The organism is Mesorhizobium sp. WSM4822, assembly GCF_055811155.1.
This window is the reverse complement of the sequence record NZ_JBVVQM010000010.1, coordinates 1-22,167: the sequence shown is the minus strand read 5'-3', so window position 1 is coordinate 22,167 and position 22,167 is coordinate 1. Positions and strand designations below refer to the sequence as shown.

Sequence of the window (22,167 nt, the reverse complement as noted above, 5' to 3'; positions counted from 1 at the left end):
TCAAATAACGCGCAAAGCGAGGCCGCGGCTTGGCACGGTGTCGGCTTCGCCCGGCATGGAGACGTAAGGACGCGTTTCCTCAACGCGGGTGACGAGGCCTTGCGCCTCGATCTCGCCGACACGCGTGGCAAAGCCGGCATCCCACAGCGTGTTCTTGACCGTCAGCACGATCACGCCGCCCGGGCGGCAGATGCGGATTAGCTCGTCCAGCCCCTCGATGCCGACATGGCCCGAGGTGAAGACGCCGGCCGAGATTATCCCGGCATAGGCATCGTCGGCAAAGGGCAGATGACCGCCGAGCGCAAGGCAGTGGAGCGCGGAATAGACGCCCTTGCGGGCCGCCTGATCCAGCATGCCTTGTGAAATATCGAGTGCCTCGACCAGGGGATAACCAGCAATATCAAGCCATTCACCGATGAGCCCGGTGCCGGCCCCGGCATCGAGCAGCGGTGCTGAACCGCGCGGCAGATGGCGGGCCAGCAACGCAAGGCAGATCGTCGGATGGCGATAGCCGGCGGCCGACATGTCGGCGTCATAGGTTTCCGACCAGCGGTCATAGAGTGCAGCCACCTCTTCGGGCCGTTTTGCCGCGTAGGCCGCGCCGAGCGCGCCCTGATGTTTGCTGTCCGCCACTTTTATCCAGTCCGCCAATTTTGATCTCGCAGTGATGATAGCCAAAGCGCGAAAATTGTGGAACCGTCGCTGCGACAAATAACAGCGTGGGGGCGCAGGCATGGTGACAGACGAGGCGCGTGCCGCACTGGACGCCATTCCCATGCTGGCCGGCTACAGCGGGCCGCTGGAACGGCTGGGCGGCCTCACCAATCTCGTCTTCAAGGCCGGCGACTTCTGCCTGCGCATTCCCGGCAAGGGCACCGAGGAATACATCAACCGGGCCAACGAAGCGGTGGCCGCGCGCGAAGCTGCAAAAGCGGGGGTCAGTCCCGAGGTGCTGCATGTCGACCCCGGTACCGGGGTGATGGTGACACGCTACATCGCCGGCGCCGAAACGATGTCGCCGGAGAAATTCCGGACACGTCCGGGCAGTCCGGCACGCGCCGGCGAAGCCTTTCGCAAGCTGCACGATTCAGGCGCGGTGTTTCCCTTCCGCTTCGAATTGTTCGCGATGATCGACGATTACCTCAAGGTGCTGTCCACCAAGGAGGTCGCCCTGCCCGCCGGTTATCATGACGTGGTGCGAGACGCCGAGAGCGTCCGCTCGGCGCTGGCCGCCCATCCGCTGCCGATCGTCGCCTGCCACTGCGATCCGCTGTGCGAGAACTTTCTCGATACTGGCGAGCGTATGTGGATCGTCGACTGGGAATATTCGGGCATGAACGATCCGCTCTGGGACCTTGGCGACCTCAGCGTGGAGGGCAAGTTCGACGCCGCCCAGGACGAAGAGATGATACGCGCTTATTTCGGCGGCGAGGCGAGGCCGGCGGAGCGCGGCCGCATCGTCATCTACAAGGCAATGTGCGACCTGTTGTGGACCTTGTGGGGGCTGATCCAGCTCGCCAACAACAACCCGGTCGATGATTTTCGCGCTTATGCCGATGGCCGTTTCGCTCGCTGCAAGGCGCTGATGGAGACGCCGGAGTTTTCGTGGCATCTGGCAGCAATACACCGGGGCTGAGCCTGGACTAACTCACGCCCTTCGGCACGTTTTCGGGCGGCACAGTGGTTTCGACCACTTTCTGGCGATGGAAGATGAACAGGCCGGCGAGAACAACGATGGCCGAGCCGATCAGGATGCGCGGACCGGGAACGTCGCCGAAGAACACCAGGCCGAACACCACCGCCCACAGCAGCAGTGTGTAGTGCAGCGGCGCCAATGTCGAAGCCGGCGCCAGCTTGAGCGCCCTGGTGATCATCAGGTGGGCGCCGCAGGAGACGATACCGAGCAGCAGCATGGCGCCGAGATCGAGTGCCGACGGCGTCTGCCAGGCGCCGATGGTCAGCACACCGCCGACCAGCAGCGTGCCGACGGTTTGCCATGTCACCAGATTGGTGTCGCTGGTGCCACGCAGGCGGCGGTTGAGGATGATGGCGAAGGCGAAGGAGATGCTGCCTACCAGCGCAAAACCCGATGACAGCGAGAACGCCGCCGAGGACGGTTTCAGCATGATCAAAACGCCGCAGAAGCCGAGCAGGATCGCCATCCAGCGGCGCCAGCCGACCTTTTCGCCAAGCAAGAGGTGCGAGAGTGCCGCAACGTAGATCGGCCCGGCCATGTAGAAACTCATCACATCGGCAAGCGGCAGATAGACCACGGCGGCATAGAAGAGCGCGGTGTCGAGCGTGGTCATCACCACCCGCAGCAGCTGCAGCTCCAGACGTTCCATGCGAAACAGCTTGGCCGGGCCCTGATTGGCGATCATCGGGCCGAGCACGAAGAAGGCGCCGATAGAGCGGATCAGCACCACCTGACCGACGGAGAAGCTGGCCACCAGCCACTTGCCCATGGCGTCGTTCAGCGCAAACAGGAAGTCGCCGGCCAGCATCAGCAGAATGCCGGCCAGAAGCACATTCCTGATCGTCGAACTCTGCGCCACGGGCTGCGTCATGCCGATCCCGATTCCTCCCTAGTAAGCCGCGTCGTAGACGGAAGCGGCGGCTTTGACGAGGAGAAAACCGGAAATCGGCAAGGCCAGCCTCGGGAATCGGCTGGGTCTGCGCGATTCAGTTCCCTTTTGGCTGCGGCCTGAGAATAATGGGCCGATAGATCACCGGCCTGTCCCAGGGGTCGAAAGCCGGGGTGCGTCTGAGCTCCGCACGCCGCTCCAGATCGATGCGCTGCAGACACTCGGCAAAGGCGTCATTCTTCTTGACGAAGCCGTAGGACCGGCATTTCGCTTCGTCGGCGGCGCGGCGGTCCTCTGCCGTCACCGTCGTGCAGCCGGTGCAAAGCACCGTCAACGCCACCGCCATCACAGTCTTGCGCCACATGGAATCCTCCTCGAATAAAAGTGGAGGCTTAATGTAGACTTATTTCACGACGGGCGAAGCTTTGAGCTTTGATGCAGATGCGGTCTCCTATTGGTCCTGATGCGAATGGTGCCGTCGGTTCACAAGTACCGGCCTTCCGTCGATGGACAGCCTGGTTTCCTGCTTCGTCCGCTCCGCCACCACCTTGCCCCTGGCGATGACGCACAGGCGTTCGGCGCGCAGGCGCAGGGCCTCCACCGGATTGCCGGCATCGAGGACGACCAGGCTGGCGCGCTTGCCGACCGCCAGGCCGAGATGATCGAGGCCCATGATCGCGGCATTGACGTTGGTGACCATGTCGAAGCAGCGCGCCATCTCGGCCGGGCTCGACATCTGAGCGACGTGCAGGCCCATGAAGGCGACATCGAGCATGTCGGCGGTGCCTAGCGAATACCAGGGATCGAGCACGCAATCCTGGCCCCAGCCGACGCGAATGCCGAGCGCCAGCATTTCCTTGACCCGAGTCAGGCCCCGGCGCTTCGGGAAGGTGTCGTGGCGGCCCTGCAGCATGATGTTGATCAGCGGATTGGGAATGACCGAGACGTCGGCCTCGGCGATCAGCGGCAGCAGCTTCGAGACATAGTAATTGTCCATCGAATGCATCGAGGTGAGGTGCGAACCGGCGACCTTGCCCTGCAGACCAAGGCGCTGCGTCTCATACGCAAGCTGTTCGATGTGACGCGACAGCGGATCATCGGTCTCGTCGCAATGCAGGTCGACCATCAGGCCGCGCCTGGCCGCGATCTCGCACAGCTCCGTTACCGAGCGCGTGCCGTCGGCCATGGTGCGCTCGAAGTGCGGGATGCCGCCGACGATGTCGACGCCCATGTCGAGCGCGCGAATGGTGTTCTCCCGAGCCGTCGGCGAGCGATAGAACCCGTCCTGCGGGAAGGCGGCCAGTTGCAGGTCGATATAGGGGGCGACCGTCTTCTTGACCTCAAGCAGCGCCTCGACCGCCAGCAGCCTGTCATCGCAGACATCGACATGGGTGCGGATTGCGAGCAGGCCCATCGACACCGCCCAGTCGCAATAGGCCAATGCGCGATCACGCACCGCCTCATGCGTCAAAAGCGGCTTCAACTCGCCCCATAGCGAAATGCCTTCGAGCAGTGTACCCGACGCATTGATGCGCGGAATGCCGTAGGAGAGCGTCGCGTCCATGTGGAAATGCGGATCGACGAAGGGCGGCGAGACCAGGTTGCCGCGGGCGTCGACCTCGGTCCGCGCAGGACCCTGCAGGGTGGGCTCGATCGCCGTGATCGTCTCACCGTTGATGCCGATGTCGGCAACCCTGCCATCAGGCAGTGTGCCGCCGCGAACGATAAGGTCGAAAGCCATCTGTCGTCATCCCGTCAAAAGAATCATCTGATACTGCCGAGGCTGAAAATCGCATCCCGTCGATGCCGCTTGCAACAGCGGTTTGTCCGCGGCGGCCGCGGATGGTTCCATCCGGCCGCAACTCCCTCTATAAGCCGCCTTCGTTGTCCCGGTTTCAAGGATCCGCCGTTTGTTTCGTTTCTTCCGCTCGACGGAAAACCAGCGCCTCGTTGCGAGGTTGATCCGGGAATCCTTTTATCAGCACAGGTTTGGCTACGGCGCCGCGATCTTGTCGATGCTTGTGGTGGCCGCCACGACCGGCGCCAGCGCCTGGATTCTCAAAGAGATCACCGACGAATTCGTGGTCTTCAAGCGGATTGACCGCGTCAACCTGATTGCGGCGGGGGTCGCCACGATCTTCATTCTCAAGGGTCTCGCCAACTTCATCCAGGCTTATTTCATGAGCCGGGTCGGCAACGCCATCATCGCCGATCGCCAGCGCAAGATCTACGACCGAATCCTGGCGCAAGGCATCGAATTCTACCATTCGACCTCGTCGTCCGACCTGATCACACGCATGACCAACAATGCGCAGGCGGCGCGCAACGTGCTCGACCTCGTTGTCACGTCCTATGTGCGCGATCTGTTGTCGCTGGTTGTCCTGGTAGGAGTCATGGTCTGGCAGCAGCCAGCCTTGTCTATAATCTGCTTCGTCGTCGGCCCCTTGGCTATCTACGGGGTCAACCGCATCCTCAAACGTGTTCGCAAGTTCGCCGCGATGGAGTTTCGCTCGGTCGGCCAGATCGTGCAGGTGATGCAGGAAACGGCAATCGGCGTGCGCGTCGTCAAATCCTTCAACCTCGAAGGCGCAATGCGCAACCGCATGTACAAGGCCGTGTCGGACGTCGAGAACCGGGCCAATAACATCGCGACGCTGGAGGCTGCGACAAGCCCGGTGATGGAGACGCTGGCCGGGCTGGCAATTGCCGGGGCCATCTTCGTCAGCGGCTTCCTGGTCTTGCAGGGCGGCCAGATGCCGGGAAACATCATGGCCTTCATCGGGGCGCTCCTGTTTGCCTATGAGCCGGCAAAGCGCCTTGCGCGCGTGCGCATATCGCTGGAAAGCGGTATTGTCGGCGTGCGCATGATGTTCGAGCTCGCCGACCAGCCGCTGACCCTGGTGGAGAAGCCCGGCGCGAAGCCGCTTCTGGCCGGACCGGGCGAGATCCGGTTCGACGCCGTCGACTTCGCTTATCAAAACGGGCCGCCGGTGCTGGACAGATTCGATCTGACGCTTGCGCCCGGCAAGATGACGGCGCTGGTCGGGCCTTCCGGCGGCGGCAAGTCGACGATTCTAAACCTGATCATGCGCATGTACGACCCGAAGAGTGGCAAGGTGCTGTTCGATGGTCAGGATATTTCCCATGCGACGCTCGCATCGCTGCGGGAAAAGATCGCCTATGTCAGCCAGGATACGTTCCTGTTTGCCGGCACCATCATGCACAACATCCGGCTTGGGCGCGAGGGTGCGACCGACGAAGAGGTGATCGCCGCCGCCAAGGCGGCCAACGCCCATGACTTCATCAGCGCGCAGGCGAAAGGCTACGAGACGGATGTCGGCGAGAATGGCGGCCTGCTGTCGGGCGGCCAGCGCCAACGGATCTCGATCGCACGCGCCATGCTACGCAATGCCGAGATCCTGCTGCTGGACGAAGCGACCAGCGCGCTCGATGCCGAATCGGAAGCGCTGTTCCGCGACGCGCTGCAGCAATTGACGGAAGGCCGCACGACGATCGTTATCGCGCACCGTCTGTCGACGGTGCACCAGGCAGACACGATCGTGGTGCTCGAAGCCGGCAAAGTGGTGGAAAGCGGCCCGCACAAGACCTTGCTCAAGCAGGGCGGGCTCTACCAGAAGCTATATGAGTATCAGTTGATGCCGTAGTGCTCTCTTCCCTTCTCCCCTCGTGGGAGAAGGTGGATCGGCGCGATAGCGCCGAGACGGATGAGGGGTGTTCCAGCGGAGTGAGGCGTTAGCGTTCCCTGGAACACCCCTCATCCGTCGCCTTCGGCGACACCTTCTCCCACAAGGGGAGAAGGAAGAAACTGCGCTACTCCGGCACAAACCTGACCGCGCCCTTGGCCGCGCTGGTCGCCATGGCGGCATAGGCGCGCAAGGCGGTCGTCACCTTGCGCTTGCGCTTTTCCTCGGGCTTCCAGGCCAGGGCGCCCCTGGCCTCCATCGCCACCCGGCGGGCAGCGAGTTCCGCCTCATCGACAGCAAGGCGGATGCTGCGGTTCGGGATGTCGATCTCGATCGTGTCGCCCTCCTGCACCAGCCCGATCAGCCCGCCTTCCGCGGCTTCCGGCGACGCATGGCCGATCGACAGGCCCGAAGTGCCGCCGGAGAAGCGGCCATCGGTGACCAGAGCGCAGGCCTTGCCGAGGCCTTTCGACTTCAGATAGCTGGTCGGATAGAGCATTTCCTGCATGCCTGGGCCGCCGCGCGGCCCTTCATAGCGGATGACGACCACATCGCCGGCCTTGATCTCGTTGGACAGGATCGCCTTGACGCTGGAATCCTGGCTTTCGAAGACGCGGGCCGGGCCGGTGAACTTCAGGATCGATTCATCGACGCCGGCGGTCTTCACGATGCAGCCGTCGAGAGCCAGATTGCCTTTCAGCACGGCGAGGCCGCCATCTTTGGAAAAGGGATGTTCGGTCGAGCGGATGACGCCTTTCTCGCGGTCGAGATCGAGTTCGTCCCAGCGGCGGTCCTGGCTGAAAGCGACCTGTGTCGGCACGCCACCAGGGGCGGCGAGGAAGAAATCGCGCACACTCTGGCTGGTCGTGCGGGAAATATCCCAATGGTCGAGCGCTTCGCCCAGCGTTCGCGTGTGCACCGTCGGCAGGTCACGGTTGAGCAGGCCGGCATTGTCGAGCTGGCCGAGGATGGCCATGATACCGCCGGCGCGGTGCACGTCTTCCATGTGCACGTCGGACTTGGCCGGAGCAACCTTGCACAGCACCGGCACCTTGCGCGACAGCGCGTCGATGTCGTCCTGATCGAAATCGATTTCGCCCTCATGCGCGGCAGCCAGGATGTGCAGCACGGTGTTGGTCGAGCCGCCCATGGCGATGTCGAGCGTCATGGCGTTCTCGAAGGCGCCCTTCGAGGCAATGTTGCGCGGCAGAGCCGTCTCGTCATCCTGTTCGTAATAGCGCTGGGCGAGATCGACGATCAGGTGGCCGGCCTCGACGAACAGCCGTTTGCGGTCGGCATGCGTCGCCAATGTCGAGCCGTTGCCGGGCAGCGACAGGCCAAGCGCCTCGGTCAGGCAGTTCATCGAATTGGCAGTGAACATGCCCGAGCAGGAGCCGCAGGTCGGGCAGGCCGAGCGCTCGATGACCTTGACGTCCTCGTCGGAGACCCTGTCGTCGGCGGCCGCCACCATGGCATCGACCAGGTCGAGCGCCTGCGTCTTGCCGGCGAGCACCACCTTGCCGGCTTCCATCGGACCGCCGGAAACGAAGACGGTCGGGATGTTGAGGCGCAACGATGCCATCAGCATGCCGGGCGTGATCTTGTCGCAATTGGAGATGCAGACCATGGCGTCGGCACAGTGAGCATTGACCATGTATTCGACGGAATCGGCGATCAGCTCGCGCGACGGCAGCGAATAGAGCATGCCGTCATGGCCCATCGCGATGCCGTCGTCGACGGCGATGGTGTTGAATTCCTTGGCGACGCCGCCGGCCTTCTCGATCTCGCGCGCGACCAACTGGCCGAGATCCTTCAGATGGACATGGCCCGGCACGAACTGGGTGAAGGAGTTGACCACCGCGATGATCGGCTTGCCGAAATCCGAGTCCTTCATGCCGGTGGCGCGCCAGAGGCCGCGTGCGCCGGCCATGTTGCGGCCATGGGTGGTGGTGCGGGAGCGATAGGCAGGCATGTTTTTTCCTTGGTGGCTGGCCACAGCCAGGCATGGCGCGGCGGAGCTGAATTCGGACCGCAGGCGTTATAGACGCGCAAGCCCGGTCTGGCCACAATTTTGCAATGCGCCAGATTCTCTCAAAAAATGCGTGGCACTGTCGGATGGCGCACTGCATGCCCGTCCTTAGGCAGACGACATGGAAATGGCACCGCGTTCGGAGTCAGCCGTTTCGCCGTAACGCAACCAAACAACCCGAGGAGCACGACATGCAAAAGATCACCACCTGCCTGTGGTTCGACGGCCAGGCCGAAGAGGCCATGAATTTCTACGTCTCCATCTTCAAGAATTCGAAGGTGCTGAGCGTGATGCGCTGGCCCGAGGGCCACGCCGATGAAGGCAAAGTGCTGGTGACCACGTTCGAACTCGACGGCGTGCAGTTCCAGGCGCTCAACGGCGGACCGCAGTTCAAGCACACCGAGGCGATGTCGCAGTCGATCGACTGCAAGACGCAGGAAGAGGTGGATTACTTCTGGGACAAGCTCATCGAAGGTGGCGGCCAACCGTCGCAATGCAGCTGGCTGAAGGATAAATTCGGCGTCTCCTGGCAGGTCGTGCCGGAGCAGCTGCCGCGCCTGCTTCTGGATCCGGACCGGGCCAAGGCCGGCCGCGTGATGTCGGCGATGATGCAGATGAGCAAGATCGACATCGCCAGGATCGAGGAAGCGGCGAGAGGATAGTCGAGGGTCGGCGCTGCCCCTCATCCGCCCTTCGGGCGTTCCTCGTTCGAAAAGCCAAGCAATTGGCTTTTCGCCCGCTGCGCGGACCACTCCTCACCTCCCCGTGAACGGGGAGAAGGGAAAACTGGCGCCTACGCCGCCTTGTCGCGGACCTGATAGTCCTTGATCGTGGCAAACTTGATCGCCTTCCAGCGTTCCGCTTCGTAGTTCAGCGAGAAAGCGTGCTGGGCGAGGAACACCGGATCATTGTCGAGGTCGCGGGCGATGTCACCGCGATGCGCCTCGATGAAGCGAAGCGTCTCGGCTTTGTCGTCGGCCGATATCCAGCGGCAGACTGAAAACCGCGACATCTCGAATTCGACCGGCAGCGTGTATTCGAAGTTCAGCCGTTCCTTCAGCACGTCGAGCTGCAGCGCGCCGACGACGCCGACGATGGCCGGCGAGCCATCCTCCGGCGAAAACAGCTGCACGACGCCCTCCTCCGCCATCTGGTGCAGCGCTTCCTTGAGTTTTTTCGCCTTCATCGCGTCGCCGAGGCGCACACGACGCAGGATTTCCGGGGCGAAATTCGGAACGCCGCGGAACAGTATCTCCTCGCCTTCGGTCAGCGTGTCGCCGATGCGCAGCGTGCCATGGTTGGGGATGCCGACGACATCACCGGCAAAAGCCTCGTCAGCGGTAACGCGGGTCCGGGCAAAGAAGAACTGCGGCGCAGACAACGACATCGGTTTTCCCGTGCGCACCAGCTTGGCCTTCATGCCGCGCTCGAGTTTACCCGAACAGACACGGACGAAGGCAATGCGGTCGCGGTGATTGGGATCCATGTTGGCCTGGATCTTGAAGACGAAGGACGTCATCCTCTCTTCGGTCGCCTCGACCTTGCGGGTGTCGGCCTCCTGCGCGCGCGGCGGCGGTCCAAAAGCGCCGAGTGCCTCGATCAGGTCGCGCACGCCATAATTGCGCAGCGCCGAACCGAAATAGACCGGCGTCAGATGGCCCTCGCGGAAGGCCTCAATATCAAGGGGTCTGCACGCTTCTCGCGCGAGCTCCAGTTCCTCGATGAAGGCTTCGCGCTCGTTTTCCGGCAGCAAGCCGGCGACGCGATTGGAATCGGGACCGTTGACCGGCGTGCGTTCTTTCTCCGCGTCGCCCCTGCGCACGGCATTCAGCGCCAGATGATAGGTGCCGGAAAAATTCTTGCCGCGGCCGATCGGCCAGGTGACGGGGGCAGTATCCAGCGCCAGCTTCTGTTCGATCTCGTCCAAAATCTCGAACGGATCGCGGCTTTCGCGGTCCATCTTGTTGATGAAGGTGATGATCGGGATATCGCGCAGGCGGCAGACTTCGAAAAGCTTCAGCGTGCGCGGCTCGATGCCCTTCGCGGCATCGATGACCATGACCGCCGAGTCGACCGCCGACAGCGTGCGGTAGGTGTCGTCGGCGAAATCCTCGTGGCCGGGCGTGTCGAGCAGGTTGAAGACATTGTCCTCATACTCGAAGGTCATCACCGAGGTGACGACCGAGATGCCGCGCTCGCGCTCGATCTTCATCCAGTCGGACCGCGTCTGGATCTTGTCCTTCTTGGCCTTGACCTCGCCGGCGAGCTGGATGGCGCCGCCGAACAGCAGCAGCTTTTCGGTGAGCGTCGTCTTGCCGGCGTCCGGGTGCGCGATGATCGCGAAGGTGCGGCGGCGCGCCACTTCTTCTTCTATTGCTTCGGGCATTCTCTGGGATTTCCGTGTGACAGGCCGGGCTTCTAGCAGCGCAGTGCCGGCCTGTCGACCGGTCCGGCGGCTCGGGCGCTGCTGATCGCCGCCTCACCGTCAGAGCATACAGCTCAGTCGTGCTGTGGCTCCGGCCAGTGCATTGCCGCATATTTTACGCTGCGCGATGTTGGCAAGCGGCTGCCGGGATGGCACTGGATGAACATCCCTCCGGATGACGAGGCAGAGGAGCAAGCATGACTGCGGCGAAACAAGTAATCGTCATCGGCGCCGGCATCATCGGTGCCTCCACCGCCTGGCATCTGAGCAGAGCGGGTGCGCAAGTGACGGTGATTGCCGACAGTGCTGCCGGTGGGGTGGCGACGCCAAATTCGTTCGCCTGGATCAACGCCAGCTGGGGCAATCCGGAGCCCTATTTCCGGCTGCGCACCCGCGCCATGGCCGAATGGTCGCGGCTGGCGCAGGACCTGCCCGACCTGCCGCTGAGCTGGTGCGGCGGCCTGTGCTGGGACTTACCGGCGGCCGACATGGAAACCTACGCCACGGAACATTCCGCCTGGGGCTATGGCATCAGCCAAGTCGACCGCGCCGGTGCAGCGCGCATCGAGCCCAATCTCACCGGGCTTCCGGATTTTGCCCTGCATGTTGCCGAAGAAGGTGTCGCAGAGCCCGTGGCCGCCGTCCGTGCCCTATTGGCAGACGCGAAGCGACATGGCGCGAAGACCATCTCCAGCACGGTGACGGCCCTGGTCCAGACCGGCGGCAGGATCACCGGTGTCGACACATCGCATGGCCTGATTGCATCGGACGAGGTGGTGGTCGCGGCCGGCGTTGGCTCGCCGGAGATCGCCGCGACCGCCGGGATCAACCTGCCGATCGAAACGCCGCCCGGCCTGATCGTCCATTCGCGACCGCACGAAAAGCTGCTCAACGGGCTGGTGCTGGCCGAGCGGCTGCACATGCGCCAGACGGCGGAAGGCCGCATCATCGCCGGCTCGGATTTCGGCGGCGCCGATCCGGGCATGGATGCCGAAGCCACCGCCCACGCCCTGTTTGCGGCCATGAAGGCCATGCTGCGCGACAGCGATGGGTTGGAACTCGATTTCCACACGGTCGGCTACCGGCCGACGCCGATCGACGGCTTTCCGATCATTGGCCGCGCCGAGGGCTTGGACGGTGTCTATGTCGCCGTCATGCATTCCGGCATCACGTTGGCGCCGGCCATCGGCCTGTTCGCCGCTCGGGAAATCCTCGACGGCGAGCGCGACCCCTTACTTGCCCCTTATGGATTGTCGCGTTTCGCTCAATAGGCGGGCGGATGCCGAAAGCCGCCGGTCAGTGGTTCGATTGCCCTGGCGATGCCGAGCAGCTGTGACTCCGACCAGCGTTTGCCGACCAGTTGCAAGCCGATCGGCAAGCCCTCGCTGCCCTGTCCGCATGGGATGGAAAGCGCCGGATGGCCGCTGTAGTTGAAGACGGCGCCATAGGCCGGCAGCATCCAGTAGCTCTGCTCCTTGCCGTCGACCGTGATCGGCGTGCCCGGCTCGCAATGCGGGAAGGCGGAAGTCATGGCCACCGGGCAGAGCAGCGCGTCATGGTTATCGAAAAACCGGTCCCAGGCGAGAATGGACCTGTCGCGGCGGGCGAGTGCCTCGAACCAATGCGAGACCGGTGTCGGGTTCTCCGGCGACTCCGGCTGGGCGGCCTCCAGCATCATGCCGATCAGCGCGCCGCCCTGCTCCAGATCGTGGTGCAGATCGAGTTTCGGCAGTTTTGCCTCCTTAACGAGGGCACCGGCCGATTGCAGCTGCCTTGCGAGGTTTTCGACCGCGGCGCTGATGTCGCCGGCCACCGGAAAGCCGGGAAAGGACGGCGCGAAGGCGATGCGCAATGTCCTAGGGTCGAGCTTCGGCATATCCTGGACCGGCACCGGGGCAAGATCGGTGTCGCTTCCATCCGGGCCGGCGATGATTTGATAGATCAGCGCCAAATCTTGCACGCTGCGCGCCAACGGCCCGAGGCAGGACATCAGCCGCACGCTGCGCGCGGCACCGCCGGGATCGGGGAAGGCACCGGCCAGCGAGACACGATGCTCCGTCGGCTTCAAGCCATAAACACCGCAAAAGGCGGCCGGCAGCCGGATCGAATCCTGCATGTCTGTGCCCACGTCGAACGGCGTCATCCCCGAGCAAATTGCCGCTGCCGCGCCTCCGCTGGAGCCTCCCGCCGTGCGCTGGAGATTCCATGGATTGTTGGTGCGGCCGAACAGCGGGTTGTTCGATTGCCAGTCCGAAAGCATGGCCGCGACATTGGTCTTGGCCATCAGCACGCCGCCGGCCGCTTTCAGTCTGATGACGACCGGGCTGTCCTGCTTGGCGACATGGTCGGCAAAGGGCGGGAAGCCGACCGTGGTCCTTATGCCTGACGTTTCGTGCATGTCTTTCAGCGTGAACGGCACGCCATGAAGAGGTCCGGGTGCGGCGCCGCGCGCCTGGGCAGCGTCCGCCTTCTTGGCACGCTCGCGGGCGCCTTCCCTGTCGAGCGAGATGACGGCATTCACCGCATGGTTGTGCGCATCGATTTGCGCCAGATGCGCGTCGAGGGCTTCGACGGCGGAGATTTTGCGCTTTGCGATGGCTGCGGCCAGTTCGACGGTTGAGGAGAAGGCGATGTCCATGAGGAATGCTCCGGCTTGGCCGCGCGTGCCTGACCAAATGGCGGATAGCGGCGCGATTTCAAGCGGAGTTGAGCATTCGGTATTCGCTAGTGCTTGATCGAAGTTGTGCTGCCGATCTCGGCACTCTACGGCGCCCCCCTCTGGCCTGCCGGCCATCTCCCCCTCAAGTGGGGAGATTGGATAGCGTCACGGCTTTCGCCAATCTTCAACGTTGCAAGAACGCGCGGTCGGCGAAGCTGCCAATCTCCCCACTTGAGGGGGAGATGTCCGGCAGGACAGAGGGGGGCGCTGGCCCGCGACTTTGCAGCATTTGCGATCCGGCGAAGAAACTTACCCGACCAGCGCCAGCTTTGCCGCCGCTGGAGCAAACGGGCGAATGCTGATGCCGTCCCGCGTCATCGTGACAAAACTCGATGGCGGGATCGCTTGCCAGTCGCCGCCCTCGCGGTCGAACGGCTCGGACACGATGCAGCGGCCGCCGCCCTTGCGCAAGACGGAGGTGTAGAGCGTCGGCGCGTGGGCGTCGGTGGCATAGCGCACCGCATGCAGCGCCTGTCCATCCGAGAAGGCGGCGGTGAGCTTCAGCGCTGGTTCGAGGCCGGCGCGGCGCGAGGCTTCGAGCACGCGGCTAGTGGCGCGGGACACCGCGCCTTGCGGATCGCCGGCCAACCCTTCGTCGATCATCAGCAGGAAAAAGAGTTCGGAATCGGTGGTGCCTTCGCGCTGGTCGAAGACGGCGTCTGACAGCGAATTCTCCAGCGCGCGGCGGATCTTCTCGAAGCCGCCGATCTGGCCGTTGTGCATGAACGACCAGGCGCCGGAGATGAACGGATGGCAATTCATGCGGCTGGTGGCGCCGCCGGTGGACGCCCGTACATGGGCGAGGAACAGGCCGGATTTGATCTGCCGGCACAGGCTTTTCAGATTGGGATCGGACCAGGCCGGCAGGATATCGCGATAGAGACCCGGCTCCGGGCGGTCGCCATACCAGGCAAGGCCGAAGCCGTCGCCATTGGTCGGCGATTTCGCTTCCTGGGCGCAATGGCTCTGGGCGATCAGCGAGTGACAGGGCGCCGTGAGGATGTCTTCGAGAAAGACCGCTTCACCGAGATAGGCCGCCCACCGGCACATCGCTTCTGTCGTCCTCTAGGCGCGATCCATAAGAGCCGCAGGCTCCTTGATCGCGTGTGTGCCTCTGTTGTGCGTCCGCTCGTAAAGCTCGCGAACGATTCGGCTGGCGGTAGTTTCAAACAGAAATGGCAAGAAAGCATGAACGAGCGCAGCACAAGCCGCCATCAACAGGCGCGACGAAAACCAGGCGGCAAAGCCCATGTGGCTGAAATAGGTTTCGCCGACCTTGGCCGGATGAGAGGTGAAAATCTTGGCGACCGACATGCTGGTTCCCCTTCAGCGCTTCAAGTTCCTGATATGAGTATCCTGACACGCTTCGCCGGTTCATCGGTCTCAAAATGTCCTTGTATTTCGGTGATCCTTGGGACAAACATCCCACATGACGCTGGAAATTGACGAAATCGACCGGAAATTGCTCACTGAGCTGCAACGCGACGGCACGCTGTCGGTCGACCAGCTGTCGGAACGGGTGGCGCTGTCGCGCAATGCCTGCTGGCGCCGAGTGAGGCGGCTGGAAGAGGCTGGTGTCATCACCGGCAGGGTGGCGCTGGTCGATGCCGAAAAGCTCGGGCTTGGCCTTTCCGTCTTCATCCTGATCCGCACGTCCAACCACGATCCGGAGTGGCTGCAGAAGTTCCGGGCGGCGGTGACCGGCTTTCCCGAGATCATCGGCGTCTACCGCATGTCCGGCGACCTCGATTATGTCTTGCGCGCCCGCGTCGCCGACGTGAAGGCCTATGACCGGCTCTATCAGCGGCTGATTGCCAAGGTGGCGCTGTCGGACGTTTCCGCGTCGTTCGTGATGGAGGAAATCAAGGAAACGACCGTCGTTCCGATGGAACTGCGTTAGGGGCACCGCATGTGGGATTGGGTAGTGTCTCGGTATGAACTGGGCGCTTCTGGTCTTTAGGTCCGGTGGGCCTCGTGTAGCCTTAGCAATTCTGACTTGGCATCCACCAAAACCTGTTTCCAATGAGCGATATCGTCCGGCGTCGCTGGTTCTGGCAAAGCGTTTGCTGCATAGGCCTTCAACATGGCCTCAGCGAGACGCTTGCTAGACTCTGCAGTGCTTCTCAATAGGGCTAAGATGTCGGGTTGGTCATCGGCCTGATTATCCATGCGGCCAACATATCGAAATTCGAACAGTTAGGCGACACACTACCGGACCGGCCATCGTGCCGCCCAAAAGAAAGCCGTTGATAGAATTACAGTCGAGTTGACCGAATCGCCGTTCGCGCCGATAGGATCGATTTTATGCGCGCAGCCCTTCAAACTTCCTCCGTCATCGGTCCGACCGTCGGCTTCGTCAGGTTGCCGCATGCTGAAGGACTTCCCCTTCCCGCCTATGAAAGCACTGGTGCCGCCGGCATGGATCTGCGCGCCGCTGTGCCGGACGACCGGCCGCTGCTGATCCTTCCGGGAAAGCGCTCTCTGGTGCCGACCGGGCTGATCCTGGAAATTCCGGAAGGCATGGAGGGCCAGGTGCGGCCCCGCTCCGGACTTGCTTTCAAGCACGGCCTGACCGTCCTCAACACGCCCGGCACCATCGATAGCGACTATCGCGGCGAGGTGAAGGTGCTGCTGATCAATCTCGGCGACGAGGACTTTGCCGTGACGCGCGGCATGCGCATCGCCCAGATCATCTTCGCTGCGGTGGCCCAGGCGACCGTGGAAGAGCGCAGTCTGGCCGGTGGTACGGCGCGTGGCGCGGGCGGATTCGGATCGACCGGCACCGCCTGATGTCTGAACTGCCTAAGCTTGTCATCTTCGACTGCGACGGGATCCTGGTCGATACAGAGAATTTGGCCAATCGGCGTCTCGCCGAATGGCTGACCGCTGCCGGCTATCCGACAAGCTTCGAATATTGCCGCAAGAATTTCTCCGGCCGCAGCATGGCGTCGGTGCAGAAAGAGATCGAAGAAGAGACCAGCGTCAGGCTCGGCGCCGGTTTCGTCGATCGCTGGAACGCCGGCCTGCCGGACCTGTTTGCCCACGGCGTCGAAGCGATCCCCTACGTCCGCGAGTTCGTCGAAGCCGTGCGTTCAGCCGGTATCGCCTATTGCGTCGCCACCTCGGCCCGGGTGTCGAAGATGCACATCACGCTTGGCCAGACCGGGCTGCTGCCGCTGTTCGAACACGCGATGTTTTCCTCGACCATGGTCAGCCGTGGCAAGCCGTTCCCGGACCTGTTCCTGCATGCGGCCAAGACCATGGGCTTCGCGCCTGCCGACTGCATCGTCATCGAGGACAGCGTCGCCGGCACGCAGGCCGGGATCGCCGCCGGCATGCGGGTGTTTTCCTACCATGCCGATCCCTATTCCGACCGCGCCGGCCTGATCCAGGCCGGCGGCATCCTGTTCGACGACATGCGCGAGCTGGCCGGGCTGGTGCCGATCCACTGACCTGATCTTCAGCCTGCAGCTGTACGCCTCGATTGTCCGTGCTAGCTTGGCGCCGCCAACTCGAGGCCACGCATGAACCCCAGCCTGCTCCGCCTCATCCTCGCCTTGATGCTGGCGCCGTTTCTATGGACCGCGGCCGGCGCGCAAGCCATCAGCTTTCCGGAGCTCGGCAGCGCTCTGCCCGGCCGCACGGATGTCACCTATCTCGACCTCGCGAGGATGGTCATTCCGGATCTTGCCGCGGACAATCACGGCTTCTACAGGGGTGGGTTGCCGATCGAGATGCGTCATATCGAGGGACCGGACAGCGGCGGTTCGCCGCCCGAGACTTCGGGCTTTTCCAATGCCGCGGTGCTCGCCATCAAGGCCGGCGGCAAGGATCGGCTGACCATGCTGTTCGACCTTGGCGATTCTCCCGACAGCGCCGAAGGCTATGCGGTGCTGGCGCTCTACGACATCACGGCCAAGCCAAAGCTGCTCGACGCCGTCAATGTCGCGCTCGACCGCGGCACCTATTTCCGCGAACCGGGCAAGCTTTCCGTCGGCGCCAACGATGACGTCCTCATCACCATGAGCGCGCATTTCAATTCGAGCCAGAACTATGTGATCACGCCGCTGATCATGATCCGCGACGACAAGTTCGAACCGATCGACATGATCTATACGTTCGATGAAAACCTGTGCGCCTACAGCCGCAAGCAGGATGTAGCTTTTCAGGGCATTGCCGATGGTCAGCCTTATGCCGCCATCAAGGTGACCGTGACCGACTCTACTGTGCTGAACGGCGAAAGCTGCGACGACACTCCGCCCAGACCAGAGTCCCACGAGATCTCCGTCACCTATCACTGGGACAAGAAGACATCGCGCTACACCAAGGATTCCGACGCGCTGGACAAATTGGCAGGAGAGAACGCCAATCGCTTCTGAACCAACCGCATTCGTTTGCCCGGTCAAATCGGGCAGGATAAAATCCGCTTAGCCACACCGCACATGATGGGGGAACTACCATGGACAAGGGCAAGATCTTTCGCGACCTGCATGCCTCGACCTTCGTCATGCCCAATCCCTGGGATATTGGCACGACGAAGCTGCTGGCCTCGTTCGGTTTCACGGCGCTGGCGACGACCAGCGCCGGCTTTGCTTTTTCACGCGGCCTGCCGGATGGCGCCGTAACCTTCGACCAGATGATCCACCATTGCCGCGAGGTGACGGCGGCGACCAGCCTGCCTGTCTCCGCCGACCTCGAGAAAGGCAAGGGCGACAGCGCCGAGCAGGCCGCTGAAACCATCTTCGCGGCGGAAGCGGCCGGTCTTGCCGGATGCTCGATCGAGGACCACACCGGCGATCCGGACAAGCCGATCTATGATTTCGCGCACGCCGTCGAGCGCGTTGCGGCGGCGGTGGAAGCGGCGCGGGCGCTGAAGCGCGATTTCGTCTTCACCGCGCGGGCCGAGAATTTCCTGTGGGGCAAGTCCGACCTCGACGACACCATCAAGCGGCTGCAGGCATTCGAGAAGGCCGGTGCCGACGTGCTCTACGCGCCAGGCATCGCCGACGTCGAGATGATCCGCACGCTCTGCTCGGCGGTCAGCAAGCCGGTCAATGTCATGGCAAAGCCTGGCTTCACCATCGCCGACCTCGCCATGGCCGGCGTCAAGCGCATCTCGCTCGGGCCGTGGCTGACCAATTTCGCCTATGGCATGCTGGAAACGGCGGCGCGCGAGATCCAGCAGGACGGCACCTTCGGCTTCACCCGCGCCGCCATGCCATTCGGCAAATTGCAGGCCCTCTTCGGCAAGTCTTCAGCTTGAACGGGGCCCATCGCATGACGCTCACCGTCGTCGATATGCATACCGGCGGCGAGCCGCTCAGGATCGTCACCGGCGGCTATCCCAGTGTCCCCAAGGGCACGATCCTGGAAAAGCGCGCCTATGTGCGCGACCATCTCGATCATCTCAGGAAGATCCTGATGTTCGAGCCGCGCGGCCATTACGACATGTATGGCGCCTTGCTGGTCGAACCCGACCTGCCCGGCGCCGACCTCGCCGTGCTGTTCATGCACAATGAGGGTTATTCGACGATGTGCGGCCACGCCATCGTCGCGCTCGGCCGCTACGCCGTAGATGAAGGATTGGTGGCGAAACAGGAACCAATCACGACAGTCAATATCGAGGCGCCGTGCGGGCTGGTCGTCGCCTCCGTCGAGGTCAGGGACGGCAAGGCCGGTGCGGTGGCGTTCGAAAGCGTGCCAGCGTTCCTGTTCGCCGGCGGCCAGACAATAGAGCTGGCGGGCCACGGCACGATCGGCTTCGACGTCGCCTATGGCGGGGCTTTCTACGCGCTGGCCGATTGTCACCAATTCGGGCTCGAATTCGGCAAAAGCCGGGTGCGCGATTTCGTCGATGCGGCAACGGCGCTGACGGACAGGCTCAAGGCCGAATTTCCGCTGTCGCATCCCGACCACGGCGACCTTGCCTTCCTATACGGCACCATCCTGACCGATGGCCGCGATGCTTTTTCCGATGGGGTGACCAAGAACATCTGCGTCTTCGCCGAGGCGGAGGTCGACCGCTCGCCGACCGGCTCCGGCGTCACCGCAAGGCTGGCGGCCATGCATGCCAAGGGCGAGATCGCGATCGGACAGACGCGCACATTCGAAAGCATTGCCGGCTCGCGGTTTTCGGGAGCCGTGGTGCGGACGGCGAAGGCTGGCCCGCACGGGGCGATCATCGCCCGCGTCGGCGGCCGCGCCTATTATAGTGGCAGGACGGAGTTTATCGTCGAAGCGGACGACGAGCTCGGACGCGGATTCCTGTTGCGCTGAAGAAAATGCTCAGCGGCGCGAGGAGCGAGCCACTTCCCGCACCGAGATCGCCTTGTGCAGATGCACCATCACGGCGGCGGCGAAGAGCGGCGTCAGCAGGTTGAGCAACGGCACGGCGAGGAAAGCCGCGATGAGCAGCCCGGCGAGAAACACCGTGCCGGCATAGTGCCTGCGCAAGGCCCTGGCCTCTTCTTCCCCGCGAAAGCGCATGGCAGCGAATTCGAAGAACTCGCGCCCGAGCAGATAGCCGTTGACGATAAAGAAGGCGGCTATGTTGACGCCCGGCACCAGCAGAAGCAGCAGGGCGACGATGTTGCCGAGAATGACGACGCCGAGGAATCGCGCCGACAGCACCAGCGAGCGCAGCGCCGGCATGGCGCGACCGGTCGGATCGCCGGGATAGTCGGTGCGCTCGACCACTTCGGCGATATCGTCGAGGAACAGGCCGGCGACAACAGCCGTCACCGGCGCGATGAGCAATGCCATGCCGAAGGCAAGCGCTATCGCGGCGATGATGCCACCCAGCCAGCCGGCCCAGGACGGTATGCCGGGCAACAGCGTCTGCAGCCACGGCAGGGCGAGCCACTCGACGAGGCTGGTCAGGCCGAACCACAAGGCGACAAGCGCCAGCAGCGTCAGACCCAATGTCTTGAGGAACACGGCCCGAAAGGGAGGCGAGAGCAGATCGAGGGCCGCAGTGCGGGCAGCGTCGAAAATCACCGTGCTTTACCCCAGGTCACACCAGACACCGTCGAAAAGGCGGATGCTTCCGAGATAAGCAGAGCACGGCATGAGCGCAAGCAGGCCGGTTCTTGTGCTTTGACGCAATCCCCAAGGGGAAAGCGCTATGCGCTTTTCCTTGGAAAACCGCTTCACACTTGTCCTGGAATTGCTCTACCGCGCAAATGCTGGCTTTCGAACCGGAATGGTCATGGCGGCGACCCCAGCCACGACAAAACCCATGCCCAGCCATGCCGTCGAGCCTAGGCTTTCGCCGAGGAAAAGGGCGCCGATGCCGACGCCGATCGGCACCCGCAGATAGGCCTGCGAGGTGGTGCCGACCGAACCCAACGTGTGGATGAGGCGGAAATAGATAACGAAGGCCAGTGCGGTGGAAAACACCGACAGGCCGAGCAGGGCCAGAATCGATGCGGTCGAAGGCGCCAGCGTCCATGGCTGGTCGAACACCAGACTGAGGGGCACGAGGATGACGGCGCCGCACAGCATCGAACCGGCGGCAGGCAGCATCGGATCGAGACCCTTGAAGCCGCGGCCGAAAATGGCGGCCCCGGCATAGCAGATTGTTGCCGCTACGATGGCCAACTGCGCCCACAACTCGTGACCGAGACCACCCAGTGCCTGCGTGCCTATGATGAGGCAGATGCCGGCAATGCCGGCGCCGACGCCAATCAGCTTGCGCAGCGTGACCGGCTCATGGCGGGTGATGAGCGCGGTCAAAAGGAAGGTGAAGATCGGCGAGGTCGCGTTCAGGATGGTGGCGAGGCCGGCATCGACCGAACGTTCGGCCGCGGCGATCAGGGTGAACGGGATGACGCTGTTGAGGCAGGCCTGGAAGGCGAAGCGGCGCCAGCTTGCCGCATCGCCCGGCAGGCTGAGCCCGCGCCAGCGGAGGATGGCAAACAAGATACCACCGGCAATCAGGGTGCGGGCGGCGATGAAGGTGACCGGCGGGATGGTTTCGACGCCGATCTTGATGAAGGTGTAGGAGGCGCCCCAGAGCACCGCCAGCACGACGAGCAGCGCAAGGTCGGTGGTCATGTCGTTCTTTGCAGGCTCGTTCTTTGTCGGCATGGCTCGCCTTCAAACGGGATCGGGTGAGCCATGCTTGTAGGCGGTCCGGCGATGAAATGCTTCGACCACGGTCGAATTGTCATAGCGCCTCGCGGCTGATGCGCCTTTTGCCTGTTCCGCCAAAGTTGCGTGTCACGCCCTAGGCAAACCGGTTTCAAATCGCTAGACCCGCGCCGGACCGGCGTGGCAAGAAGCCGGCTCGGGTTTTGGCGGAGATTTTGATGCCGGATTATGACGTGCTTTGCATCGGCAATGCCATTGTCGACATCATCGCCCAGTGCGACGAGGAATTCCTCGAGACCAACGGCATCATCAAGGGCGCGATGAACCTCATCGACACACAACGCGCCGAACTGCTCTACAGCCGCATGGGCCCGGCGATCGAGGCCTCCGGCGGCAGCGCCGGCAACACGGCGGCCGGCGTCGCCAGCTTTGGCGGCCGCGCCGCCTTCTTCGGCAAGGTCTCCAACGATGCGCTGGGCGAAATCTACGCGCACGACATCCATGCGCAGGGCGTCGCCTTCGACACCATACCGCTCAAGGGTGAGCCGCCGACGGCGCGCTCGATGATCTTCGTCACGCCCGACGGCGAGCGCTCGATGAACACCTATCTCGGC

Annotated in this window: 22 protein-coding genes; 11 read left to right on the top strand and 11 right to left on the bottom strand. The window is 63.2% G+C overall.

What is annotated here, in order from left to right; translation table 11 throughout:
* The gene (locus AC0L3E_RS22250; RefSeq protein ID WP_164898592.1) at positions 1 to 633 is read right to left on the bottom strand and encodes a class I SAM-dependent DNA methyltransferase; all 633 of its coding nucleotides are present in this window, start codon (positions 631 to 633) and stop codon (positions 1 to 3) included.
* Between the two features lie 100 nt (positions 634 to 733).
* Between AC0L3E_RS22250 and AC0L3E_RS22245 the strand changes: the two genes are divergently transcribed.
* A complete protein-coding gene (locus tag AC0L3E_RS22245; protein ID WP_473605619.1) occupies positions 734 to 1,636 on the top strand; it encodes a phosphotransferase in 903 nt (300 codons plus the stop codon).
* 7 nt (positions 1,637 to 1,643) lie between these two features.
* On the opposite strand, the gene AC0L3E_RS22240 is transcribed toward AC0L3E_RS22245, so the two are convergent.
* From AC0L3E_RS22240 to AC0L3E_RS22230, 3 genes are all read right to left on the bottom strand, one after another.
* Positions 1,644 to 2,567: a DMT family transporter gene (locus AC0L3E_RS22240; protein ID WP_473605618.1), complete on the bottom strand. Its 924-nt coding sequence runs from the start codon at positions 2,565 to 2,567 to the stop codon at positions 1,644 to 1,646.
* Between the two features lie 115 nt (positions 2,568 to 2,682).
* Positions 2,683 to 2,949, bottom strand: a complete 267-nt coding sequence (locus AC0L3E_RS22235; protein ID WP_127267473.1) for a hypothetical protein — start codon at positions 2,947 to 2,949, stop codon at positions 2,683 to 2,685.
* 87 nt (positions 2,950 to 3,036) lie between these two features.
* Positions 3,037 to 4,326 carry an amidohydrolase family protein gene (locus AC0L3E_RS22230; RefSeq protein WP_473605617.1) on the bottom strand — a complete coding sequence of 430 codons (1,290 nt, stop codon included), beginning with the start codon at positions 4,324 to 4,326 and terminating at the stop codon, positions 3,037 to 3,039.
* A gap of 169 nt (positions 4,327 to 4,495) precedes the next feature.
* Between AC0L3E_RS22230 and AC0L3E_RS22225 the strand changes: the two genes are divergently transcribed.
* Complete coding sequence (locus tag AC0L3E_RS22225; protein ID WP_256745867.1) at positions 4,496 to 6,250, top strand: ABC transporter ATP-binding protein; 1,755 nt, start codon at positions 4,496 to 4,498, stop codon at positions 6,248 to 6,250.
* 166 nt (positions 6,251 to 6,416) lie between these two features.
* Here the strand turns inward: AC0L3E_RS22225 and ilvD are convergent, their stop codons facing one another.
* Positions 6,417 to 8,261 carry a dihydroxy-acid dehydratase gene (ilvD, locus tag AC0L3E_RS22220; protein WP_473605616.1) on the bottom strand — a complete coding sequence of 615 codons (1,845 nt, stop codon included), beginning with the start codon at positions 8,259 to 8,261 and terminating at the stop codon, positions 6,417 to 6,419.
* A gap of 248 nt (positions 8,262 to 8,509) precedes the next feature.
* Between ilvD and AC0L3E_RS22215 the strand changes: the two genes are divergently transcribed.
* Complete coding sequence (locus tag AC0L3E_RS22215; RefSeq protein ID WP_127266620.1) at positions 8,510 to 8,980, top strand: VOC family protein; 471 nt, start codon at positions 8,510 to 8,512, stop codon at positions 8,978 to 8,980.
* Positions 8,981 to 9,111: 131 nt separating this feature from the next.
* Here AC0L3E_RS22215 and AC0L3E_RS22210 read toward each other — a convergent pair whose 3' ends face one another.
* Entirely contained in the window at positions 9,112 to 10,704 is a 1,593-nt protein-coding gene (locus AC0L3E_RS22210; RefSeq protein WP_473605615.1) for a peptide chain release factor 3, read from the bottom strand.
* A 236-nt stretch (positions 10,705 to 10,940) separates the two neighbouring features.
* Here AC0L3E_RS22210 and AC0L3E_RS22205 point away from each other — a divergent pair, with 236 nt between their 5' ends.
* Complete coding sequence (locus AC0L3E_RS22205; protein ID WP_473605614.1) at positions 10,941 to 12,014, top strand: NAD(P)/FAD-dependent oxidoreductase; 1,074 nt, start codon at positions 10,941 to 10,943, stop codon at positions 12,012 to 12,014.
* On the opposite strand, the gene AC0L3E_RS22200 is transcribed toward AC0L3E_RS22205, so the two are convergent.
* The 3 genes from AC0L3E_RS22200 to AC0L3E_RS22190 form a co-directional block, all read right to left on the bottom strand.
* Positions 12,008 to 13,381 carry an amidase gene (locus AC0L3E_RS22200; protein ID WP_473605613.1) on the bottom strand — a complete coding sequence of 458 codons (1,374 nt, stop codon included), beginning with the start codon at positions 13,379 to 13,381 and terminating at the stop codon, positions 12,008 to 12,010. The two genes, AC0L3E_RS22205 and AC0L3E_RS22200, sit on opposite strands and share 7 nt — an antisense overlap.
* Before the next feature lie 330 nt (positions 13,382 to 13,711).
* Positions 13,712 to 14,512 (bottom strand): class II glutamine amidotransferase, encoded by an 801-nt coding sequence (locus AC0L3E_RS22195; RefSeq protein WP_127266625.1) that lies wholly within the window; start codon positions 14,510 to 14,512, stop codon positions 13,712 to 13,714.
* A 15-nt stretch (positions 14,513 to 14,527) separates the two neighbouring features.
* Positions 14,528 to 14,776, bottom strand: coding sequence for a DUF6356 family protein (locus tag AC0L3E_RS22190; RefSeq protein ID WP_127323170.1), 249 nt, complete (start codon positions 14,774 to 14,776; stop codon positions 14,528 to 14,530).
* A gap of 115 nt (positions 14,777 to 14,891) precedes the next feature.
* Between AC0L3E_RS22190 and AC0L3E_RS22185 the strand changes: the two genes are divergently transcribed.
* From AC0L3E_RS22185 to AC0L3E_RS22160, 6 genes are all read left to right on the top strand, one after another.
* Positions 14,892 to 15,362 (top strand): Lrp/AsnC family transcriptional regulator, encoded by a 471-nt coding sequence (locus AC0L3E_RS22185; RefSeq protein WP_127332244.1) that lies wholly within the window; start codon positions 14,892 to 14,894, stop codon positions 15,360 to 15,362.
* A 404-nt stretch (positions 15,363 to 15,766) separates the two neighbouring features.
* Positions 15,767 to 16,252: a dUTP diphosphatase gene (gene dut / locus AC0L3E_RS22180; RefSeq protein ID WP_473605612.1), complete on the top strand. Its 486-nt coding sequence runs from the start codon at positions 15,767 to 15,769 to the stop codon at positions 16,250 to 16,252.
* Positions 16,252 to 16,914 carry an HAD family hydrolase gene (locus tag AC0L3E_RS22175; RefSeq protein ID WP_127266629.1) on the top strand — a complete coding sequence of 221 codons (663 nt, stop codon included), beginning with the start codon at positions 16,252 to 16,254 and terminating at the stop codon, positions 16,912 to 16,914. The genes dut and AC0L3E_RS22175 overlap by 1 nt, the downstream gene beginning before the upstream one ends.
* Before the next feature lie 72 nt (positions 16,915 to 16,986).
* Positions 16,987 to 17,841 (top strand): hypothetical protein, encoded by an 855-nt coding sequence (locus tag AC0L3E_RS22170; RefSeq protein ID WP_127332240.1) that lies wholly within the window; start codon positions 16,987 to 16,989, stop codon positions 17,839 to 17,841.
* 80 nt (positions 17,842 to 17,921) lie between these two features.
* Entirely contained in the window at positions 17,922 to 18,725 is an 804-nt protein-coding gene (locus tag AC0L3E_RS22165) for an isocitrate lyase/PEP mutase family protein (RefSeq protein ID WP_127332238.1), read from the top strand.
* Positions 18,726 to 18,739: 14 nt separating this feature from the next.
* Positions 18,740 to 19,738: a proline racemase family protein gene (locus AC0L3E_RS22160; protein ID WP_127321747.1), complete on the top strand. Its 999-nt coding sequence runs from the start codon at positions 18,740 to 18,742 to the stop codon at positions 19,736 to 19,738.
* Between the two features lie 9 nt (positions 19,739 to 19,747).
* On the opposite strand, the gene AC0L3E_RS22155 is transcribed toward AC0L3E_RS22160, so the two are convergent.
* Both AC0L3E_RS22155 and AC0L3E_RS22150 read right to left on the bottom strand, forming a co-directional pair.
* On the bottom strand, positions 19,748 to 20,458 hold the full coding sequence (locus tag AC0L3E_RS22155; protein WP_128309982.1) for a sulfate transporter family protein: 711 nt from the start codon (positions 20,456 to 20,458) through the stop codon (positions 19,748 to 19,750).
* Between the two features lie 174 nt (positions 20,459 to 20,632).
* Entirely contained in the window at positions 20,633 to 21,550 is a 918-nt protein-coding gene (locus tag AC0L3E_RS22150; protein WP_128309981.1) for a DMT family transporter, read from the bottom strand.
* A 221-nt stretch (positions 21,551 to 21,771) separates the two neighbouring features.
* Here AC0L3E_RS22150 and AC0L3E_RS22145 point away from each other — a divergent pair.
* Positions 21,772 to 22,167, top strand: a 396-nt coding sequence (locus AC0L3E_RS22145) for an adenosine kinase (protein ID WP_473605611.1), incomplete at its 3' end; no start/stop codon positions are given.